The sequence below is a fragment of the Chitinophaga sp. SYP-B3965 genome (genome assembly GCF_009647655.1).
GTDB lineage: Bacteria > Bacteroidota > Bacteroidia > Chitinophagales > Chitinophagaceae > Chitinophaga.
Map to the genome: position 1 here is coordinate 3040801 of NZ_WJFD01000001.1, position 18868 is coordinate 3059668.

The 18868-nt window shown below is 44.1% G+C and carries 15 protein-coding genes; 7 read left to right on the forward strand and 8 right to left on the reverse strand.

All coding sequences use genetic code 11. From position 1 onward, the window contains the following. Positions 1–121: 121 nt before the first annotated feature. The 3 genes from GFS24_RS11970 to GFS24_RS11980 all read right to left on the reverse strand — a co-directional run bounded on the left by GFS24_RS11970 (position 122) and on the right by GFS24_RS11980 (position 2292). Positions 122–382 carry a hypothetical protein gene (locus GFS24_RS11970; RefSeq protein WP_173003054.1) on the reverse strand — a complete coding sequence of 87 codons (261 nt, stop codon included), beginning with the start codon at positions 380–382 and terminating at the stop codon, positions 122–124. A 65-nt stretch (positions 383–447) separates the two neighbouring features. Beyond that, on the reverse strand, positions 448–873 hold the full coding sequence (locus GFS24_RS11975) for an SRPBCC domain-containing protein (protein ID WP_153659790.1): 426 nt from the start codon (positions 871–873) through the stop codon (positions 448–450). A gap of 57 nt (positions 874–930) precedes the next feature. Then, entirely contained in the window at positions 931–2292 is a 1362-nt protein-coding gene (locus tag GFS24_RS11980) for an acyl-CoA dehydrogenase family protein (RefSeq protein WP_153659791.1), read from the reverse strand. Between the two features lie 80 nt (positions 2293–2372). Here GFS24_RS11980 and GFS24_RS11985 point away from each other — a divergent pair, with 80 nt between their 5' ends. Then, entirely contained in the window at positions 2373–5426 is a 3054-nt protein-coding gene (locus GFS24_RS11985) for a CHAT domain-containing protein (RefSeq protein ID WP_153659792.1), read from the forward strand. A gap of 20 nt (positions 5427–5446) precedes the next feature. Further along, a complete protein-coding gene (locus tag GFS24_RS11990; protein ID WP_153659793.1) occupies positions 5447–7537 on the forward strand; it encodes a type IA DNA topoisomerase in 2091 nt (696 codons plus the stop codon). A 1-nt stretch (position 7538) separates the two neighbouring features. Here GFS24_RS11990 and GFS24_RS11995 read toward each other — a convergent pair whose 3' ends face one another. After that, positions 7539–8459: a YihY/virulence factor BrkB family protein gene (locus tag GFS24_RS11995; RefSeq protein WP_153659794.1), complete on the reverse strand. Its 921-nt coding sequence runs from the start codon at positions 8457–8459 to the stop codon at positions 7539–7541. Positions 8460–8653: 194 nt separating this feature from the next. Between GFS24_RS11995 and GFS24_RS12000 the strand changes: the two genes are divergently transcribed. From GFS24_RS12000 to GFS24_RS12010, 3 genes are all read left to right on the forward strand, one after another. Continuing rightward, the gene (locus GFS24_RS12000) at positions 8654–9694 is read left to right on the forward strand and encodes an AraC family transcriptional regulator (protein ID WP_153659795.1); all 1041 of its coding nucleotides are present in this window, start codon (positions 8654–8656) and stop codon (positions 9692–9694) included. 128 nt (positions 9695–9822) lie between these two features. Next, the gene (locus GFS24_RS12005) at positions 9823–10263 is read left to right on the forward strand and encodes a MauE/DoxX family redox-associated membrane protein (protein WP_153659796.1); all 441 of its coding nucleotides are present in this window, start codon (positions 9823–9825) and stop codon (positions 10261–10263) included. A gap of 68 nt (positions 10264–10331) precedes the next feature. After that, on the forward strand, positions 10332–10685 hold the full coding sequence (locus GFS24_RS12010) for a hypothetical protein (protein ID WP_153659797.1): 354 nt from the start codon (positions 10332–10334) through the stop codon (positions 10683–10685). 58 nt (positions 10686–10743) lie between these two features. Here the strand turns inward: GFS24_RS12010 and GFS24_RS12015 are convergent, their stop codons facing one another. Genes GFS24_RS12015 through GFS24_RS12025 form a run of 3 tightly spaced genes read right to left on the reverse strand, consistent with a single transcriptional unit; the run spans position 10744 to position 16166 of the window. Beyond that, positions 10744–11226 (reverse strand): hypothetical protein, encoded by a 483-nt coding sequence (locus GFS24_RS12015; protein ID WP_153659798.1) that lies wholly within the window; start codon positions 11224–11226, stop codon positions 10744–10746. A gap of 27 nt (positions 11227–11253) precedes the next feature. Next, positions 11254–12600: a RagB/SusD family nutrient uptake outer membrane protein gene (locus GFS24_RS12020; RefSeq protein WP_153659799.1), complete on the reverse strand. Its 1347-nt coding sequence runs from the start codon at positions 12598–12600 to the stop codon at positions 11254–11256. A gap of 17 nt (positions 12601–12617) precedes the next feature. Then, positions 12618–16166, reverse strand: a complete 3549-nt coding sequence (locus tag GFS24_RS12025; RefSeq protein WP_153659800.1) for a SusC/RagA family TonB-linked outer membrane protein — start codon at positions 16164–16166, stop codon at positions 12618–12620. Positions 16167–16473: 307 nt separating this feature from the next. Between GFS24_RS12025 and GFS24_RS12030 the strand changes: the two genes are divergently transcribed. Both GFS24_RS12030 and GFS24_RS12035 read left to right on the forward strand, forming a co-directional pair. Then, positions 16474–16989 carry an RNA polymerase sigma-70 factor gene (locus tag GFS24_RS12030; RefSeq protein WP_153659801.1) on the forward strand — a complete coding sequence of 172 codons (516 nt, stop codon included), beginning with the start codon at positions 16474–16476 and terminating at the stop codon, positions 16987–16989. Positions 16990–17026: 37 nt separating this feature from the next. Further along, on the forward strand, positions 17027–18124 hold the full coding sequence (locus tag GFS24_RS12035; RefSeq protein ID WP_153659802.1) for a FecR family protein: 1098 nt from the start codon (positions 17027–17029) through the stop codon (positions 18122–18124). On the opposite strand, the gene GFS24_RS12040 is transcribed toward GFS24_RS12035, so the two are convergent. Beyond that, the gene (locus tag GFS24_RS12040; RefSeq protein WP_153659803.1) at positions 18117–18779 is read right to left on the reverse strand and encodes an NAD-dependent epimerase/dehydratase family protein; all 663 of its coding nucleotides are present in this window, start codon (positions 18777–18779) and stop codon (positions 18117–18119) included. The two genes, GFS24_RS12035 and GFS24_RS12040, sit on opposite strands and share 8 nt — an antisense overlap. Between the last annotated feature and the right edge of the window lie 89 nt (positions 18780–18868).

Here is an 18868-nt window from a genome sequence, read left to right on the forward strand (position 1 = left end):
AGTTCGGGCTAAGTATTGAACTTAGGAAATTGAATTTGAGCTGGAAAACTATATACTTAAATAAAGACGACCAGCTCCCGAAAAGGTTGCAATGGGGTTAAAAAATAAATGCAATGCTTATTTAAACGAGAGATTCCAGGATAGCCTGGGAAAATTCGCTTTCTAAAGCATTGCATTTATCCGGGCACCTGTTCTTATCTGTGATCACAAACTGCCCTTCACTATTTATTTGCATATGGAAACGAACCCTTTTTGGTCCGTACATAAAATACACCTGGTATAACTGCTGATCCTTGGCGTTCATCGGAAGGAATTCGAATTGCACTTGATGTTGTTCTATGCTAAACGTTTTATTGAACTTAACGATCTTTTTAATGGCCATCTCCTGTCTGTTCTCTTAAAATGAGGGCGCAATGTGCAATAATTTATGGAAGGAAAAAAGTTTTATCATTCCGCTTCCACTACTTCTTTCAAATTTTTTAACACTGCAGACCAATTCCCATCCGAATGTTCCTTTTCCTTTTCTGTGGTAATATTATCCTGCGAAAGTGTCACCACTGTTTTACCATCTTCCTCTGCCAATCTATAGGTGACCAGGTTATAATTCTCCGGTTTATCTTCTTTCGCCCCACTTAAGAAAGTGCTTTGAAATATTTTACCTGGCTCCATTTTTTGGATCACACCTTTATCCTTATAAGGTTTGCCTTCAAATTCTCCTTCATAAGTGATCTCACTGCCTTCTTTAAAGTCAGAGGTCACTTTGGTGCCAAACAGGTATTCCTTAATTTTTTTAGGATCTGTGATGGCTTTCCATACCTTGGCAGCAGAAGCTTTAATGCTTACAGATGTTTCTGATATGAGGTTCCCTTTCATGGTTATAATTTTTAGTACTTGTTCAGTATGCCAAATTACATGCCATGCTATTGTTGTTTACACAAAAGCGCTGAATCCCGTAATAGCGCGGCCCACTATCAGTGAATTGATCTCTTTGGTGCCTTCATAAGAATAAATAGCTTCTGCATCTGCCACAAAACGGGCAACATTATGGTCAAGCAAGATGCCATTTCCTCCCATTACTTCTCTTGCTTTACTCACTATGTCCCTTGTGCGCAACGAACAGAACACTTTGGCCAGGGAAGCATGTTCATCTTTCAGCATGCCCTGGTCCTGCAATTCAGACAAGCGGAATACAAGGGATTGCATCGCTGTTAAATTAGACAACATTTCTACCAGGTGGTTCTGTATCAGTTGAAAAGAAGCAATAGGTTTACCGAATTGTTTGCGCTGGCGGGTATAATCCAGTGCATTTTCATAAGCACCGCGGGCACAACCTACAGCCATCCAGGCTACTCCGGCACGGGTCATCTGCAATACCTTCGCAGTGTCTTTAAAGGAATTAGCATTTTGCAGCCGGTCTTTCTCTTCCACTACACAATCTTTCAGTGTAATGAGGGCATTCTGCACAATGCGCAATGCCATCTTCCCCTTGATCTTTTCTGCAGTAAAACCCGGTGTTCCTTTCCGTACCAGGAATCCTTTTACCTGGTTATCATCCAGGTCCCTGGCCCAGATCACTGTTACATCCGCAAACGTAGCATTACCGATCCATTTCTTCTGCCCGTTGAGCACCCAGCCATCTGCTGTTTTCTTTGCAGTAGTTGTAAGCCCTCCTGCAGCACCGGAACCAACTTCCGGTTCCGTGAGGCCAAATGCGCCGATAGCTTTCATCTGATGCATCACCGGCAGCCATTCTTGTTTTTGTTCCTCTGATCCGCAGATATAAATAGAGCCCATGGCCAGTCCGCTTTGCACACCGAAGAAAGTAGCAATAGAAGAATCTACCCGCGCCATTTCCATCGCTATGATCCCTTCCATCAGGAAAGATTTGCCCGGGCAGCCATATCCTTCATACGTTACGCCACACAAGCCCAATTCTGCAAACTTGGGGATCACCTCATAAGGGAACTCATCATGCAACCAGAAATTATTGACAATTGGTTTTATTTCGCGTTCCATGAATTCACGCACCTTGAGTTGTATAGCACGATCTTCTTCATTCAGGCGCAAATGCAATTCGTAAAAATCACCATTGATCACCGGCAGTTCTTTCTTCTGTCCACCACCACCATCTATCATCTTCATCAGGCCTTTCAGCTGGTTATCATCCAGCTTCGAAAAACCATCCATCACCTTTTGCAGATCTACTTTCTGAGACAGCTTACCCAGCTTGTCAAAATCAATTGATCTGAACAAGTTATAGGCGTTCTTAATTTTGGAGAATGTTCCAGCCATAAGCCATATTTTTTATCGTGAGTATCAAAACTAAGATTATTCTTATATTTAGGGTAATATTTAACCCCATCGCCCACATCATGAAAATTAATAAGGTCCTCATCAGAGGGGAACTGCAACCGCGGACGCCCGGTGCGCAGACAACAGTTTCCACTTATAGTACAAACAGTTCAGCCGAATTGTTGGAATTATCCATCAATTCAGATCTTATTCTGGAATTCGTACTGGCAGATAAAACCGCCTGGCGCTGCGGGCAGAGCGACCTGGATATGTTATTTCCACTGGTAGTTGCAGATCCATTTGAAATTCCTTCAAAAATGGAGCCCTACGGCATCAAAATAGAGAGCCCCATTCAATTCATCAATATATACCAGGAAACAGCAGATGATTCCCGGGGGCTCAACCTCAAAAACCGCCAAACGGCCACAACCGCTGCTGCAGCCACTTCCAGGAACACACTGCAGGTCAGCATCATGCAGGGAGATCTGCGTTTTGCCAGCTACCCTTTACTGGCAGGGCATTTCCAGGGAGACGGTATCCTCTATGCAGAAAACGAAATAGATAAAGCCCTGAGAGGCGCACTCCGGGAAAAACATAACCTGGGCATCTATCCCGGCGAAATTGGCACTACCGAGATCATTATCAGCCCGCAAACCACCTTTGCCGGCGCCATCATTGTAGGATTGGGAAAACCAGAAACCCTCACCGCCTTCCAACTGGCCAATACCGTAGAAAGAGGGATTGCCAAATATCTCATAGACCTGAAACGCGAATTATTTAACCCCGGCAATAATTTCGACGGGCCTATTGGCATTTCATCCCTGATCATCGGTTGCGGATATGGCGGGCTCACAGTAGAAAATGCCATCAGTGGTATTATACTGGGCATCCAGTATGCCAATGAAAAGATCCATAAATTATTCGATGGAACGGCCCAATTAATAGAGCAGCTGGAATTCATTGAACTATACGAAGATCGTGCCGTAAGTTGCCTTTATTCCCTCAGCAAACTGGAAGAGGATGTCACCAACTCATACAATATCGGCATAGAAAAGAAACGCATCAGCATGTTGCCCGGCAGCAAGCAAAGGATCATAGAAAAAACAGGAGAAGGCTGGTGGAACAGGATCACCGTCATCCAGTCAAAAGAACAGGATGCACATTTCAAATCCCTTGTGTTCAATGCCTCCACTGGTTCTGCGCGGGAAGAACAAAGTAATCTTTTCAGCAGCACACAGGTATTGGATCAATTGATAGAAGATATCTCCACCAATAATAAATGGACGCCCACACTGGCACAAACTGTTTTTGAACTACTCATCCCGAATGCATTTAAAGAGCAGTTAAAACGCCAGGGAAATATCAACTGGATCCTCGATGAAGATACGGCTGCCTATCCCTGGGAATTATTGCAGGATACCACTTCCCGCAATGCAAAACCCCTTTGTATCAATTCCGGTATGATCCGCCAGATGATCACCAATAATTTCAGGAATACCGTACAAAGCGTGGCAGCAGATAATGCACTCGTGATAGGAGATCCCAAACTCTTCGGATTCCTCCCGCAATTACCGGGAGCTATCAAAGAAGGAAAAATAGTAGAGCAGACCCTGAAGGACCATAATTTCGAAGTCACCACCATCATCAACGGCATCAATTCAGTGATAACGGAAGCCTTATTCGGCAATGTGTACAAGATCATACACCTCGCAGGCCATGGCTCTTACAATCCGGAAAAACCTGGCGAAACAGGGATGGTGATCGGCCAGGGAATTTTCCTCACCTCCGGCACCATTGCCCAGATGAGTTCTGTGCCGGAATTTGTATTTGTAAACTGCTGCTCCCTCGGCAAAATGCAGGGCACAGATAACAGGTTCTACCAGCAACGATATAAGTTTGCCGCCAACATTGGCACACAACTGATCCAGAATGGTGTGAAAGCAGTTATTGCAGCAGGATGGGCAGTAAGCGATGCTGCCGCACTGGCCTTTACAGACGAATTCTATAAACAGATGTTTGCCGGTGAAACCTTTGGCGAAGCTGTAAAGAAATCACGCGCCAAAGTGTATGAAGATTTTAACGATACAAATACCTGGGGCGCTTACCAATGTTACGGAGATCCTTTCTATCGTTTCAGGAACAACAGCCGCGCCGGATGGTCGGCTGGTCAACGCAGTTACGTGATATCTCAGGAAGCAGAAATAGATCTCTCCAACCTCCGCAACCAGCTGGATATGGGTTCCGCAAAAGATGAGAACTACCTGCAACAGCTGGCCACCATTTCTGAAGCAGTAGACAAAGCAGGTATCCGCACAGCCAGGATCACGGAAAAAGAAGCACTCATTTATGCAGACCTCTTCCGGTATGAAGATGCCAGCGAAAAATTTCAGGAACTGATGCAGGTAGAAGATGCCTCTTTCTCTTTTTCCGTGATGGAAAAATACCTCAGCGTGCGTTCCAAAATGTGTTATGAACGCCGCAAGGATGGCTTCACCGCAGATGTATTATTAAAGGATATCGATTTTATCCATTCACAATTAGGCATACTTCTGGGCCTCGGCCAAACCGCAGAACGTTATAGCCTCATTGGCAGTAATTATAAACGAAAGGCCATGCTGCAGGACGACCCTGCTCAGAAAATAGAAGCCTGCCAGGCAGCCGCTTATTATTATCAGAAAGCATGTGGTATAGAAAGCAATACCACACTGGCCTATGCCTATACCAACTGGATAGAACTGGAAGCCGTTGTGAATGTAGCCGCAGCAAGGCCATGGGGTACAAGCGTACGGTATAATGAAGAAGATTACACCCTCCCGGCAATAGACCTGCTCCAGGAACAGCTGAATAAACTCATCAGCAAACCAGGCAGGAAATTCGATTACTGGCAGATGATCAACAACGCCAACGTACATTGCTGCAACTGGATACTGGATGCATGCAGGGATAAACAATTCACTTCGCACGACACCGTATTTAAGAATTACAATGATGTATGGAAAAAAGCGGAGTCCAAAGGGAAAAAGATGATCGTGATCAATCACCTCGAATTCCTGACCAATATCCTCAGTGCTGCAGGCATCGCTAAAGCAGAAGAAGTAGAGAAGCTAAGAGCCAGATTAGCAGAGTTAGTGTGAAATATTTACCTTCGCTCCTGATGAAAGTTTGCATTGCCGAAAAGCCAAGTGTGGCAAAAGACATAGCAGAAGTGCTGGGAGCGAAACAGCGCAGGGATGGCTTCTATGAAGGCAATGGATACCAGGTCACCTGGACTTTCGGGCATTTCTGCACCCTCAAAGAGCCGCACGACTACTATGAACAATGGCGGTTCTGGCGCCTGGAAGATCTGCCCATGATCCCACCCAGCTTTGGTATTAAACTCATTGAGAACAACGGCGTACAAAGGCAATTTTCAATAATAGAAAAACTGGTACAGGAAAGTGAGGAAGTGATCAATTGCGGGGATGCCGGCCAGGAAGGAGAACTCATCCAGCGCTGGGTATTGCTGAAAGCAAAATGCACTGTGCCCGTTAAAAGACTCTGGATCTCCTCTCTTACAGAAGAAGCCATCCGCGAAGGTTTTCAGAAATTAAAAGAAGGCGATCAATACAACAATCTATACGCTGCAGGCAGCGCCCGCGCAATTGGGGATTGGCTATTGGGCATGAATGCCACCCGCCTGTTCACCAAAAAATTCGCACAGGGCAAAGTAGTGTTATCAATCGGCAGGGTGCAAACACCCACCCTGGCCATGATCGTACAAAGGCAAAAAGAGATCAATGCATTTGTATCCGAAGAATACTGGGAACTAAAAACCATTTACCGCGAAACAGAATTCACCGCTGCCATAGACCGGCTCAAGAATGTTGACAAAGCCAACAAGGGCCTTGAATACCTGAAAGAACATCCCTTCGAGATCACTTCCTTTGAAAGAAAAGAAGGCAAAGAGGGTAATCCCCGCTTATTCGATCTCACGGCCCTACAGGTAGAAGCCAACAAAAAGTATGGCTACTCTGCGGATGATACCCTTAAATTCGTGCAAAGCCTCTATGAAAAGAAACTGGTCACCTACCCCAGGGTAGATACCACTTATCTTTCTGAAGACCTGCATCCAAAGATCCAGGGCATCATGCAGGACCTCACGCCCTATAAAGCGCTGATAGCCCCCATCCTGGCCAATCCCATTCCAAAACTAAAATCCGTATTCGACGATAAGAAAGTAACAGATCACCATGCCATCATCCCCACCGGCCAGTACCCGGAAGGTATTCACCTGGATGAAAAAAGGATCTATGACCTTATTGCCCGTCGTTTTATTGCGGCCTTTTACCCGGAATGTAAGATCGCCAATACCACCGTATTAGGAAAAGTAGGCCAGGTACCCTTTAAAGCAACCGGTAAACAGATCCTCGAACCAGGTTGGAAAGAAGTATATGCCAATGATGTAACGGAAAAGAAAGAAGGAGAAGAAGAGGAAGAAAAGATCCTCCCTGTTTTTATAGTCGGAGAAAGCGGACCACACACGCCTAAAGTACACAAAGGCAAAACCACGCCTCCCAAACCCTTCACGGAAGCTACTTTACTGCGGGCCATGGAAACAGCCGGCAAACAGGTAGAGGACGAAGAAATGCGGGAGTTGCTGAAAGATAATGGTATCGGCCGCCCTTCCACACGCGCCAATATCATTGAAACACTCTTCAGAAGGAAATACATTGAGAAGAAGAAAAAGAACATCTTCGCCACCCAAACCGGCATGGACCTGATAGATACCATCCAGTCCGAATTATTGAAAAGCCCCGAACTAACGGGCACATGGGAACGCAAATTACGCCTGATAGAAAAAGGGGAATATGCGATGGAGACCTTCAAGCAGGAACTGATAGAAATGGTAAGAGACCTCACCCGGGAAGTAAAAACAAGTTCTTATAAAGTGATCACCATAGCGCCTGATGCACCGCCGCCTCCAGAGCCCAAAGCCCCTGTTGCAATAGAAGAACTCAAATGCCCCAAATGCAAAACCCATTTATTAAAAAAAGGTAACACTGCTTATGGCTGCGGCAACTACACTGTTTGCGGATTCAAGCTACCCTTTGAAGTGCTCGGTAAAAAACTAACAGATAAACAAATAGCAGACCTGCTGAATAAAGGAAAGACCGGTAAGATAAAAGGCCTGAAAGTACCTGGCAGCGATACCGCCAAAGAAGCGAAACTGGCATTCAATGCAGACTTCAATCTTGAAATGGAATAACTTATTCTTCTACATTCGTTAACTCATACCGGATGGCATGTGGTAATGGTTGAATAGGATGCCCATTCGCATTGGACCATACATTCGCAAAAGCAGCTCCGTAATAAAAGATCAGGGAAGTATAAAATACAAAAAGCAGTAAAAGCACGGTTGAAGCAGAAGCCCCGTAAATAGTATTGATATTGCTATAAGTAAGTAACCAATGCAGTACCAGTTTCCCCACATTAAACAATACACTCGTTACCAGGGCACTGGTGAGTAAGATCTTCCAGCGCGGCCGTCCATCTGGCAACAGGTAAAACACCAACGCAAACCAAAGCGTAACTGTAAGGATAGAAATAACATACCGTAATACACTCTCATAAAATATCATAAACGCCGGTAATCCCCTTTCAATATAATGACCCAGGAAGGCCTGTGCAGTGTCCGCCAGGATGCCTATCATAAAAAGCACCGCCGTGAACAGGATCACCAGCAAACCCTTTAAGCGGGACAGCATGATCTGCTTAAAATTTCCATTGGCAATAGGCCGCAGGCTCCATATCTGGTTCACAGATCCTTTCATCACTTTCAATAAGGTGGTGGCTACAAATAACAGGAAGATAAAACCACAGATAGCAATCAGCCAGCTTTGTGCAATCCCGCGAAAAGCCCTTAACGTATGTATCACTTCCTGTGTGGTCTCAACGCCGATAATAGCCCGTAACTCGTCAAAAAGTTGGCGACTGATCGTCCTGGGTTCAAAGATGAGCCTCAACATCTGGATGATGATCACCAGGATGGCAGGAAGTGCAAATGTGGTAAAGAAAGCAGTAGCACCCGCCATACGCAAAGGATCATTAGCATTCAGTTCTTTGAATGCGTCTTTGAATGACAGTAGAAATAATTGCCAGCGTTTTAAGTGTTCTCTCTTGCTTCTCATAATTCGAAGATCGAATATAGGGTTTAATAAAACAGGGCGCCTCAATTGGATTAAATGTATAATATGACAATAATGCTGTTATATTGCAGTCGAACGGTATACATTCACATAGCCACCACATTTATATCCTCCACATTACATATTGAATCCGCAAGCTTGTTGCATCTTATTTAACCATTAAAAAGATACGAACAATGCTGCTTACCAATCATCCAAACCCGGCCCGGCTATCCTTTGGCGTATCTGCCAAAATGCGTAACCAGGTTAATATCTCTTCTCAAATACCAGACCACTATAAGCAATATGAATTATCCTTCGGGGAAACAGAATTCACGGAAGGCCCCTTTGGCTGTTATTTCACCCAGGTGATCTCAGAGCCGGACTGGACCATTGGCTGGATGAATTTCTTCATTAACAAACAAGTCACTTTCACACCAGTAGCGGACATCCCCATGGCCATGTTGTATTGCAGCCTGCAAGGGAACATCGTCACAAAATTATATGGCCGGCCTGGCTTGTTCAGCCTGCAACACAGGAAGTTCGGCTTCTATTATGTTCCCCCCAAACTGCTGAACAAAGCCGTATTCAAACCAGGTCATTATAAAAGCATCTATTTTTCTTTCTCCGCTGCACACTTATCCAAATTTGTTTCCCAGCACCTGCAATTTGCACAGTTACAGGAAAGTCTGTTACAGCAAGCATTGAACGGGGAACAGTTCCAGGTATTTGAGTTCAACAGCAAAGCGTTGCAGATCGTGAATGAGATAAAGGAATGCAGGCTGGAAGGTCCTGCCATCCATATCTTCCTGCAATCACGCATCAATGAGTTGCTCCTCATTTATTTCAGCCTGCTCACTGCGCCGTTAAAGGATATTAATATCCCCTATGAAACGGCCATCAGGGATGCCTCTGTTTACATAGGAGAACATTACTCCTTTGATATTTCCATTCCCAAACTGGCCCGCAAGGCAGGCATGAACATCAATGCTTTCACCACCCGCTTCAGAAAGATCATGGGCACCACGCCGGCAGAATACATCCAACGGACAAGAATAGAGGAAGCGGAACATCTCTTACTGCACAGTGATATGTCTGTAGAAGAGATCGGGGCACAGGTAGGTTTCACCAGCAGGACCTACTTCTCCCGGGTATTCAGAAAACACCATGCTTTATCTCCCTTACAGTATAAACATAAATGGGAAACCGCTACAGCACAGCGCTCCCGGCTCAATTAGTGTAGCCACGCCGGAAATAATGCACATAATAAAATGAAATAGTGAACGTGATTGAGAAAGAATTAAAGCAATTTTACTTCACTGAACCGATAAAGACCATTAAAAAATAAAAGACCCTTACTTCCATCATGAAAGACATACAACCCAAACCATGGCGCCTATGGGCGGTGGAGATCGTTACGGCTTTATTACTCGTTTTTTTTGTGCATAGTGCGATTGATAATTTCCTCAACTTCCTCAGTCTCAAAAACCTGCTATGGTTTTATACAAGGAGTGTTGGAGCAGTCGCCTCGTCCATTATCATCATTGAAGCAGGCATTGCTATACTATTATTTCTGCCCAGGACAAGGTTAGCCGGTTTGATATTGTCCCTTTTATTCCTGTTGACTTTAACGATCATAGTAGCACGTACACCGCATTCCCCCCACCTCTTTGGAGGAGTGCTTAATTACCTGGGCAAAAGATGGTACCTGCCCTTTGAAATAACGATGATCGTGCTCACATCGATAGCTATATACCCAAAGATATTATTGCGCAGTAAGCCTACTGTGTTGCAACACAGTAGGTAAACAGGTTGGCAGCCGAAAGCCCTGGATAAAAAGAGTAGGCATTCACTTAACTATCAAATAACTATTTTATGAAAAGGAATCTTTTAGCATTAGTAGCCCTTGTTGCTGCTTTTACACTTAGCTCATTCACAGGCAAAACATTGGTTAGCTATTATTTAGTGTATGACGGCGGAACTGCCGATCAACGACTGAGAGACAGCTATTCATCCGCTGACATATTCGAAGCGCCTGATCATCTTGGCGAACAAAGCGGTCCTCAGATACTTAACTGGATCAGAGTAGAAGATGCAGATCTCAGTGATGCTATTGAAAATGACGAAGTAGAAGATCAATTTGACATCTACAATGTAGGAGTTGACGGAGACAACCTGAATGACGAAATAGACATCCCTGGCAGCCTGGATATCAAAGACGTGGAATAATAAACACACGTTCTCCTGATAAGATCAAAGGGCAGCTTAGCTACCCTTTGATCTTATATCATTTTTGCATTTCTTCCACGAACCTGTTTTCAATAAAAAAGTACAAAGGCCCCCATTTCACCTGATCATCCCACGCCCTGTTCTCTTCGTAAGGCACATGGAGCACCGCCATTTCAAATACCTTACCTGATTTGCTAACGTGTGTATAGGTGGCTATCCTGTATATGTTCAGCCTGTTTAACCGTTCGGATTGTGCCACACTGTCCTTTCTCGCTTTACCAGAAATCATAGACATTTCAGCAGGAACCACCGGTTTATCAGCAAATGCTTTCATCTTTTCAAATTCCTCCTGCCCAATCTTTGCCACTATTTCATCCTGCTGTTTATTATCCCAGTAATCCGGAGCAAACCTGTACACCGTCCTCTTCCAGTTTGTTATCCTTACTTTATTCTGTTGCATTTCACCAGCGGGTCCCTGCTGTGCAAAACAATAAGTCCCCAGCACTACCAATAAACAGATCAAAACAGTTCTTCTCATCATAATTGTATTTTTTTATTGTGTTTTTGTTTACCTCGGGTTTTGCGGCAGATCAGTCAACCGCATGATCTCCAAAGGAATTAAGACGGTGTACCTCAGGTCGTTGGGGGCTAACTCATAGATCTGGCCATTCAATTCTCTTTTAAGGGTGATGGCGAATTTAGGCTCCTTATTCAATCGCCTTAGATCAGACCACCTGGTACCGCGGTTGAGCAATTCTTTCCTCCTTTCTTCCAGCACCAATTGCAATACCTGGTCTGCCGGTAGATTTTGATAATTAACATATTTATTAGTAGCCCATCTTTTTTGCAGTAATGCATTAAGGTCCTCCAACGCTGAAACAGCATTATTCATTCTTGCATAACATTCCGCCCGGATCAGATATACCTCGTCCACAGCGAGCCCGTTAAACAATGTTTTTGTACCGGTATAACTTCCTTTAAAGGTATAGGTACCATTTCCGTTATCCTTAAACAGCGCTTTCTTCCTTACATCATCTGCTTTAAACAACTTATAAAGAACGGAATCTGTCCTGCCCCTTGTTTCATCTCCATTCAGCGGAGTGGCAAAACTGGCATTGAATAAATAGAGGATCTCTATGTTCTTATTAAAATCCCCCATGGGATAAGGAGCCGTCAGCGGCAGGTTATTGTAATCAACCAGGCTATTCGCCATCTTTAAGCAGGCATCTGCATGCTCCTTTGCTTTTGTATAGTTCCCCATTTGAAGATATACCCTCGCCAATAAGGCCAGGCACGCTGCCTTTCCAGGCCTTGTTTTGAAAAGAGGCCTTTCCTCTGTAAGCAACGCAGCAGCAGCTTCCAGATCGCTGGTTATTTGCTGATAAGTTTGGGCTACTGTTGAGCGGGAACTGATTTCATTAAAATCGGCATCCAGCCGGAGCACAATGCCCAGGTCTGTTGTTGCTGTAGCCGGATCATATTGCGGTGCAAACTCCTGGGCTATCAGGTAAAAATAATGGGCCCTTATGAACAATGCAGCTCCTTTGATATTGTTCCGCTTTACAGCATCTCCCTTCTCCGGGATCTGATCCAGGTTAAACAATACCGTATTGGCATAAAAAACACACTGATAAGTAGTACTCCAGTCTCCCCGGTTATTCAATTGCGGGTCCCAATTGTATCCATTTTTATTAACCTCAGTAAGGTTGGACCAATTCTGGTAGGTTACGTAATATTCATCCGTGCCCGTATTGATGGAATTTAATCCATTCTGTAAAGTAGGATTATCCAACAGCAGCTGCAGATCTTCCAGGTTACCGGGAGTAGATAATATTTGATTGGATTTAGTTCCCAGGAATTTCTTACAGGAGCTGCAGGTGATCAATAAGAATATAAGAAGATATTTTGTACGCATTGTTCCTCATTTTGATGTTAAAGATCCATTCTCAAACCAAAAGCAATTCGCTTAGGAGGCATATAGGCAGTGTTACCCGTATCATAATCAGGATCCAGGCCTTCTTTATTAGCCCTCCAGATAATGCCCAGGTTTTCAACATTCATATATACCTGTACCTGCTTTAATGATAACCGCTTTATGACCGTATTACCCAGGTCATAACTCAGCCGGATATTATTCAAACGGATGTTATCTCCCTTCAAAACATTTACAGAAGAATACGCATAAAAGAGGTCCCTGTTGGCATTGGAAGTGGGATAGATCATAGAAGGAACAGTAGTGTATTTTTCATCTCCGGGCTGCTTCCATCTTTTGGAAAAATCTGCATGTGCAATACCGTTCGAGTATAAAGTGCTATAAGAAATAGTATTCTTTCTGAAATAATAATTAAACCGGTAGCTGATATTAATACTGAGAGAAATACCCCTGTAACGCACACTGTTATTAATGTTGCCAAATATGGTAGGTATCGCAGAACCATGGTAAATGATATTCCCGGTATCCAGGCGCTGACCAGACAATTCAACATAATTCTTTGTCACCTTCTGTCCGGAATACCCCTGGGGGTCACCCGTAAGGGGATCAAGCCCCGCAAATGGATAGCTGAATATCGAATAAGGCGTCCGGTTAATCCGGGGAACTATAAATATGCCTCTTTCAGGCACAATATTGCCGACCGTTGGTATCTTACCGTCAGTAAGGAAATCCGTTACTTTATTGGTTACATAGCTAAAGCCCAGTTCTGTTCTCCACTGCACCCTCCCGTTAACGTTCAGGCTGTTTAATAAGACATCGATGCCATTCCCCTTCATACTGGCACTATTCTTTAATACACTGGTAACACCTGAAGTAAAATCCATGGGAGCAGAAAGTATCAGGTCATTTGAATTTTTCTGGTACACATCCAGGCTACCGGACAACCTGTTGCCAGCTATACGAAAATCTAACCCTGCATTAAACTGTTTAGTCGTTTCCCAGCTCAAACCAGGATTTGCCGGTGTGGAGATATTGGCATAGGGTATATTGTTGGAGAGTGCACTGGCATTCTGATAGGAAAGGATCGTATAGGGAGAGAGTTTATTATTAACATTACCCTGGTACCCGTAATTAGTTCTAAATCGCAAATAGGAGATGGCCTTTACTTTAAAAAAAGGTTCATTGGCTATATTCCAGGAAGCACCCAGTGACCAGAATGGTTTCCATTGGTCATTGACATCTACACCAAACTGGTTGGCAGCATCTCTCCTGCCACTCGCTGAAATAGTGTACCTGTTATCATACGTATAGGCTGCATTGCCATAAAAAGAAACAAAGTGATCTGTCGTTTTGGTATAACCATTCGTACCTGCAGGAACACGCGCATTCCCTCTGTTTCCATATTGCGGGAAAGAAGTAAGGTTATCTACTGTAATAAATGTAAGCTTGTCCTCATCATATCCATAAGTACGTTTGGCACTTCCTGTATTTATATTCTCTCTTATTTCACTCCCTATTACACCATTTACCTGGTGTTTATTTCTCCAGGAGTGATTAAAATTCAATTGCCCTCTACCCATATGGGCATTCCTTTCTATTCTATTTTCACTTAATACGCCCCCTATTGGCATAGGGTATCGCAGACTGGGCACCGTTGTATTAAAGTTAGTGAAGAGGTTCACCAGGTCCCGCACAAAATAAGTTTCTTTAGAAAAATGCCTGCTGGCTACAATGCTGGCAAACTGAAACTGATAATTTGCCTGCAGGCTCAAAAAATCAGTTAGTTTATAATTCACCCCTGTATTTATAACAAACTCCCGCTCCTTTGTACGAAGATCCGCATTGTCAAGTTCCTGCAACGGACGGTATTTCCAATCCAGTAACCTGCCTGCTCCCGCAGTATCTGTATATCCCTCCCTGTACATAAAAGGAATAGATAAATAATTCCCCTGATCATCTGCCAGCCTGGCATATGACGGCAGCTTGTAATTTTCCCTGATGGAATAGGTGTTTGCACCAATATCTCCCAGGCTGTTATCTGTTGATTGAACAGAAGTGAACCGCACACCTAACTGCAGGATCAATTTTTTGATGGGTGTAAAACTGTTATCCGAATTGAGGGTTATTCTTTTATAGTTATCTCCTTTAAGGATACTGGGCGTACGGTCAAACCCACCTGATACTGCATACTTCACTTTATCACTACCGCCTGTTAAATTCAAGGCATACTGCTGGCTGATGGCAGTCCGGTAAATGTACCGTTCAAAATCATGCCGCATATCCCGGCTTCTTAATGCATCTATCCCGGCAGCGGAATCAGCAGCAGAAATAAGTCCTGATCTGCGTTTCAGCAATATCTCAGTAGCATCTGATAATCCCGGATATTCACTGTTACTAATGATATTGTTATAATATCCCTTACCAAACAGGAAGCTTTCAACGTCAATAAATTCGGAAGAAGACATCCTTGGGAAATGGAACAGGTCAGGTTTTTCCGTGATGGTCATGTTAGCATTGAAAGATAATTTCGCCGGCTGGTTGAACTGTCCTTTTTTTGTATTGATAACGATCACCCCGTTAGCTGCCCTGGCACCCCAGATAGACGCAGCCGCGGCATCCTTTAGAATAGTAATGTTCTCTACATCATTCGGATTGATATTATTGATGTTCCCATCATAAGGAAAGTTATCTACTACGATCAATGGCGACTGCAGATCAGTATCTAAAGTACTCAGGCCACGGATGATCAGGTTATTCAGGCCAATGCCCATATCGCTCGCCAGCGCTCTTCTCCTGTCAAATAATATACTCGTTGTCACTCCTTCCAGTCTGCTCAAAATATCACTCCCCACTCTCCTGTTCAACTCCTCATTATTCACAAACTCAAAAGAACCCGTGGCCCGCTCCTTCGGCACATCCTGGTACCCCGTGGAAAACACTTCCACCTTATCTATCGTCTTCGCCTGCCGCTTCAGGGAAAGCGCCAGTTCAGAACGGCCTCTTAAAGAAACTTCCTGCTGCTCAAACCCCGTAAAACTCACAGCCAGCGTAGCATTCGAAGGCACTCCTGCCACCCGGAAATTACCTGATACATCCGCAGCGGCCCCCTTCCCTGTACCTTTCACTAAAACCGTAGCCCCGGGCAATGGCGCACCCGCTTCATCCAGCACACGCCCGGAAACATTTAAAGTGGGAATACTATCGGAAACAGTATCTGTAGCCCTGGGACGCAGAATGATCACCTCATCCCGGTAGATCCATTCCAGCCCTTTTCCTTTGAAGAGGAATTGCAGTGCATCTTCCAGTTTGGTAGCTTTAAACTGTACCCTGGCATAGACTTCCTTTTCGTTGACCATTTTACCGGCATACATGATCTTAATACCGGTTTGTTGCAGGATGGCCTTAAAGATCTTCCCCAATGTGATCTGCTGTGCCTGTAGTGTAATAACAGCATCTTTTTGCCAGGCGGCACTTGCATCTGTGATGCCATAACAAAGCATCAGAAAGCACAGTAGGAAACTGCGTAAACAATTGCGGAATAGTTGCATACAATAGCGTTGATATTGGTTGATCTTTACGTATTCATATTCATAGTGGTCCCCCCACCGTCAAGCGCTAAATGATGAAGAAAATAATAGTCTCAGGTAGATGGAGATATCTCCATCAGATACAACAATTGCCGGTAAGGGACGCCCGAATTAATTCACACGATTTACTATAAGACCAATTTTAACAAACGGGGGAGTAAGTGCCGGGGTAATTTTTTAATAATAATTTAAAAATGCTACTTTTAACCGCCTCCAAGCTTCTGACAAGGCACTCTTTTTAGCTGCGAACTAGCTATTTGCTTCAATCATGATAGACGGATATAATGATTTTGACCATCTCTATACTACCTACAGGCGGTGGTTAATGGTAATAGCTGTAGGCATCCTGCAAAATGAACAGGAAGCAGAAGAACTCGTACAGGAATTCTTCATAGACCTGTGGCAACACCAGACCTATAAAAATATCCCTGTCGGCAGCAAAGAAGCCACACAGAATTATCTCTTCGTGAGTATCAAAAACCGATGCCTTAACCGGATAGCCAGAGAAGATACACGGCTGAAGCGGCTCAACAGGTTCCTGATCATGCCCGGGCCTGTTACGCTACCCGACAATAAACTGGAAAATACAGAACTTAAAAATCAGCTGGATGATGCCATCGGGCAACTACCGCCCCGGCAAAACCAGGTATTTCAAAGCGCCTACCTCATGGATAAAAGCAGGAAAGAGATTGCGGATGAAATGAAGATCAGTGAAAAAACTGTAAAGAAACAAATGCAGCTGGCATTAAAGGCTTTACGTAATTATCTGAAAAACATCCATTAATCCCTTACTCCTAACACTTCATAAAACGGTATTCATAATGATGCAGACGGATCGTGAACATATTTTCAAATTAATGACCCTTAAGCTGTCCGGCCTGATAGACGCGGAAGAGGAAGTGTGGCTGGATAACCTGATAAAGAATGATACCAACGTTCAGCTCCAATGGAATGAACTGCTCAACGCATATAACCCCAAAGACATTGATAACCGGTTTGCCCGGTATGATAAAAAGAGCTTCTTTAAAAAAGCCGGCGTGTTCTCTTTAAGGAATACGCGGGTGGCGGCCGGACTGGTTGGCCTGATCATTGGCAGCCTTATCATCTGGATGAGTTACAAAGGACCTGCAGAAAAGAAACAGACCGCCGGACTCATTGTACTTACATTAGCCAATGGAGAAACCATCGGGCTTTCTGGCACACCTGATACCCTCACCGTAGCAGGCACACAGTTTTCCAATTCCGGCAAGTCCTTGACCTATAATACAGGCGATCAAACACCCGGAGGCTGGAATAGCCTCACCGTACCTATTGGCATGGATTATAAAATTGATCTCCCTGATGGATCACAGGTATGGATGAACAGCGCCACTACCCTCAATTTCCCTTTCCGTTTTTCCGGTAATACCCGGGAAATAAGAATAACCGGAGAAGCTTATCTGAAGATAGCACCAGATGCAAGCCGGCCATTCATTGTACAGGCCGGCGCATCTACAATACAGGTACTGGGTACTGCATTCAATGTAAATACTTATGATACGGCAGCAGTGAAAATATCATTGGTGGAAGGAGCCGTACAGATGAAAGCAGGCAACCAGGCAGTAAAACTTTCACCCGGTCAGGAAGCAGTGTTGCAAAATGCCACCACACTGATATCTCATAGCTTTGATGCAGAAGAGGTACTGGCCTGGCAAAAAGGCATCTATTACTTCAACAATGCCAGTCTTCGGCAGATCACAGAAGTATTGCCAAGATGGTTTGGTATTTCAGTAGTGATGGACAAGCCAGATGTTGGCGGAGATCTTTTCAGCGGACTGGTGAACAGGAACAAACCCATCCGTACTTTCCTGGAGAATCTGAAAAGCACAACAGCGGTTGATTATTATTTCGATAAGGAAGGGGTATTACATTTTAAGTAGCAGATTTCGCCAGCTTAACAATATCTTTTACTTCCAATACCTTTTTGCTATAACCATTTTTAGTGACCTCGATCATAGCCTGCCCCAGTTCTTTTAATGTACTCACAAAAGAAGGGAATACAGCCCGGGCAAAAGGATACATCCAGCTCATATAATGATAGTACTTCTTTACATTCTTTAACCCTTTGGTAGGTTGCATATAACCAGGGCGGAAAGCATATACTTTCTTAAAGGGCAGGTTCATCAGATCATTCTCTGTTTTACCCTTTACCCTTGCCCACATCACACGCCCCTTCTCTGAACTGTCTGTTCCCGAACCGGAAACATAGCAGAAGATCATCTCCGGGTTTGCTTTGCTCAGGATCTGCGCCATGTAAAGCGTAAGCGTATAGGTCATTTTATAATAGTCTGCTTCATTCATGCCAATAGCAGATACGCCCAGGCAAAAGTAACAGGCATCATAACCCCTGAGCTCGCTCTCAATAGAAGATAGTTCGAAGAAATCTCCATGAATGATCTCCTTCAGCTTGGGATGTTTAACACCCAGGGGCTTCCGGTTGATCAACAGTACGGCAGATATGTCCGGGTTTTGCAGGCATTCATGCAGAACGCCCTCTCCCACCATACCGGTGGATCCTGTGATAATTACATTCATCTGCCAAATTTAGGGTAGAAAGCAGAGAACCCGACATTTTTAATATTTTTTACCGGTTATGTATTAGTCTATCAATTTTATAGACTATC

What these genes read in the sequence shown, in the direction of transcription:
- GFS24_RS11990 (WP_153659793.1), top strand. Translation starts at nt 5,447, where the DNA reads ATGAAAGTTTGCATTGCCGAAAAGCCAAGTGTGGCAAAAGACATAGCA.
- GFS24_RS12025 (WP_153659800.1), bottom strand. Translation starts at nt 16,166, where the DNA reads ATGCAACTATTCCGCAATTGTTTACGCAGTTTCCTACTGTGCTTTCTG.
- GFS24_RS11980 (WP_153659791.1), bottom strand. Translation starts at nt 2,292, where the DNA reads ATGGCTGGAACATTCTCCAAAATTAAGAACGCCTATAACTTGTTCAGA.
- GFS24_RS11970 (WP_173003054.1), bottom strand. Translation starts at nt 382, where the DNA reads ATGGCCATTAAAAAGATCGTTAAGTTCAATAAAACGTTTAGCATAGAA.
- GFS24_RS11995 (WP_153659794.1), bottom strand. Translation starts at nt 8,459, where the DNA reads ATGAGAAGCAAGAGAGAACACTTAAAACGCTGGCAATTATTTCTACTG.
- GFS24_RS12020 (WP_153659799.1), bottom strand. Translation starts at nt 12,600, where the DNA reads ATGCGTACAAAATATCTTCTTATATTCTTATTGATCACCTGCAGCTCC.
- GFS24_RS12015 (WP_153659798.1), bottom strand. Translation starts at nt 11,226, where the DNA reads ATGATGAGAAGAACTGTTTTGATCTGTTTATTGGTAGTGCTGGGGACT.
- GFS24_RS12000 (WP_153659795.1), top strand. Translation starts at nt 8,654, where the DNA reads ATGCTGCTTACCAATCATCCAAACCCGGCCCGGCTATCCTTTGGCGTA.
- GFS24_RS11985 (WP_153659792.1), top strand. Translation starts at nt 2,373, where the DNA reads ATGAAAATTAATAAGGTCCTCATCAGAGGGGAACTGCAACCGCGGACG.
- GFS24_RS11975 (WP_153659790.1), bottom strand. Translation starts at nt 873, where the DNA reads ATGAAAGGGAACCTCATATCAGAAACATCTGTAAGCATTAAAGCTTCT.
- GFS24_RS12030 (WP_153659801.1), top strand. Translation starts at nt 16,474, where the DNA reads ATGATAGACGGATATAATGATTTTGACCATCTCTATACTACCTACAGG.
- GFS24_RS12005 (WP_153659796.1), top strand. Translation starts at nt 9,823, where the DNA reads ATGAAAGACATACAACCCAAACCATGGCGCCTATGGGCGGTGGAGATC.
- GFS24_RS12010 (WP_153659797.1), top strand. Translation starts at nt 10,332, where the DNA reads ATGAAAAGGAATCTTTTAGCATTAGTAGCCCTTGTTGCTGCTTTTACA.
- GFS24_RS12040 (WP_153659803.1), bottom strand. Translation starts at nt 18,779, where the DNA reads ATGAATGTAATTATCACAGGATCCACCGGTATGGTGGGAGAGGGCGTT.
- GFS24_RS12035 (WP_153659802.1), top strand. Translation starts at nt 17,027, where the DNA reads ATGATGCAGACGGATCGTGAACATATTTTCAAATTAATGACCCTTAAG.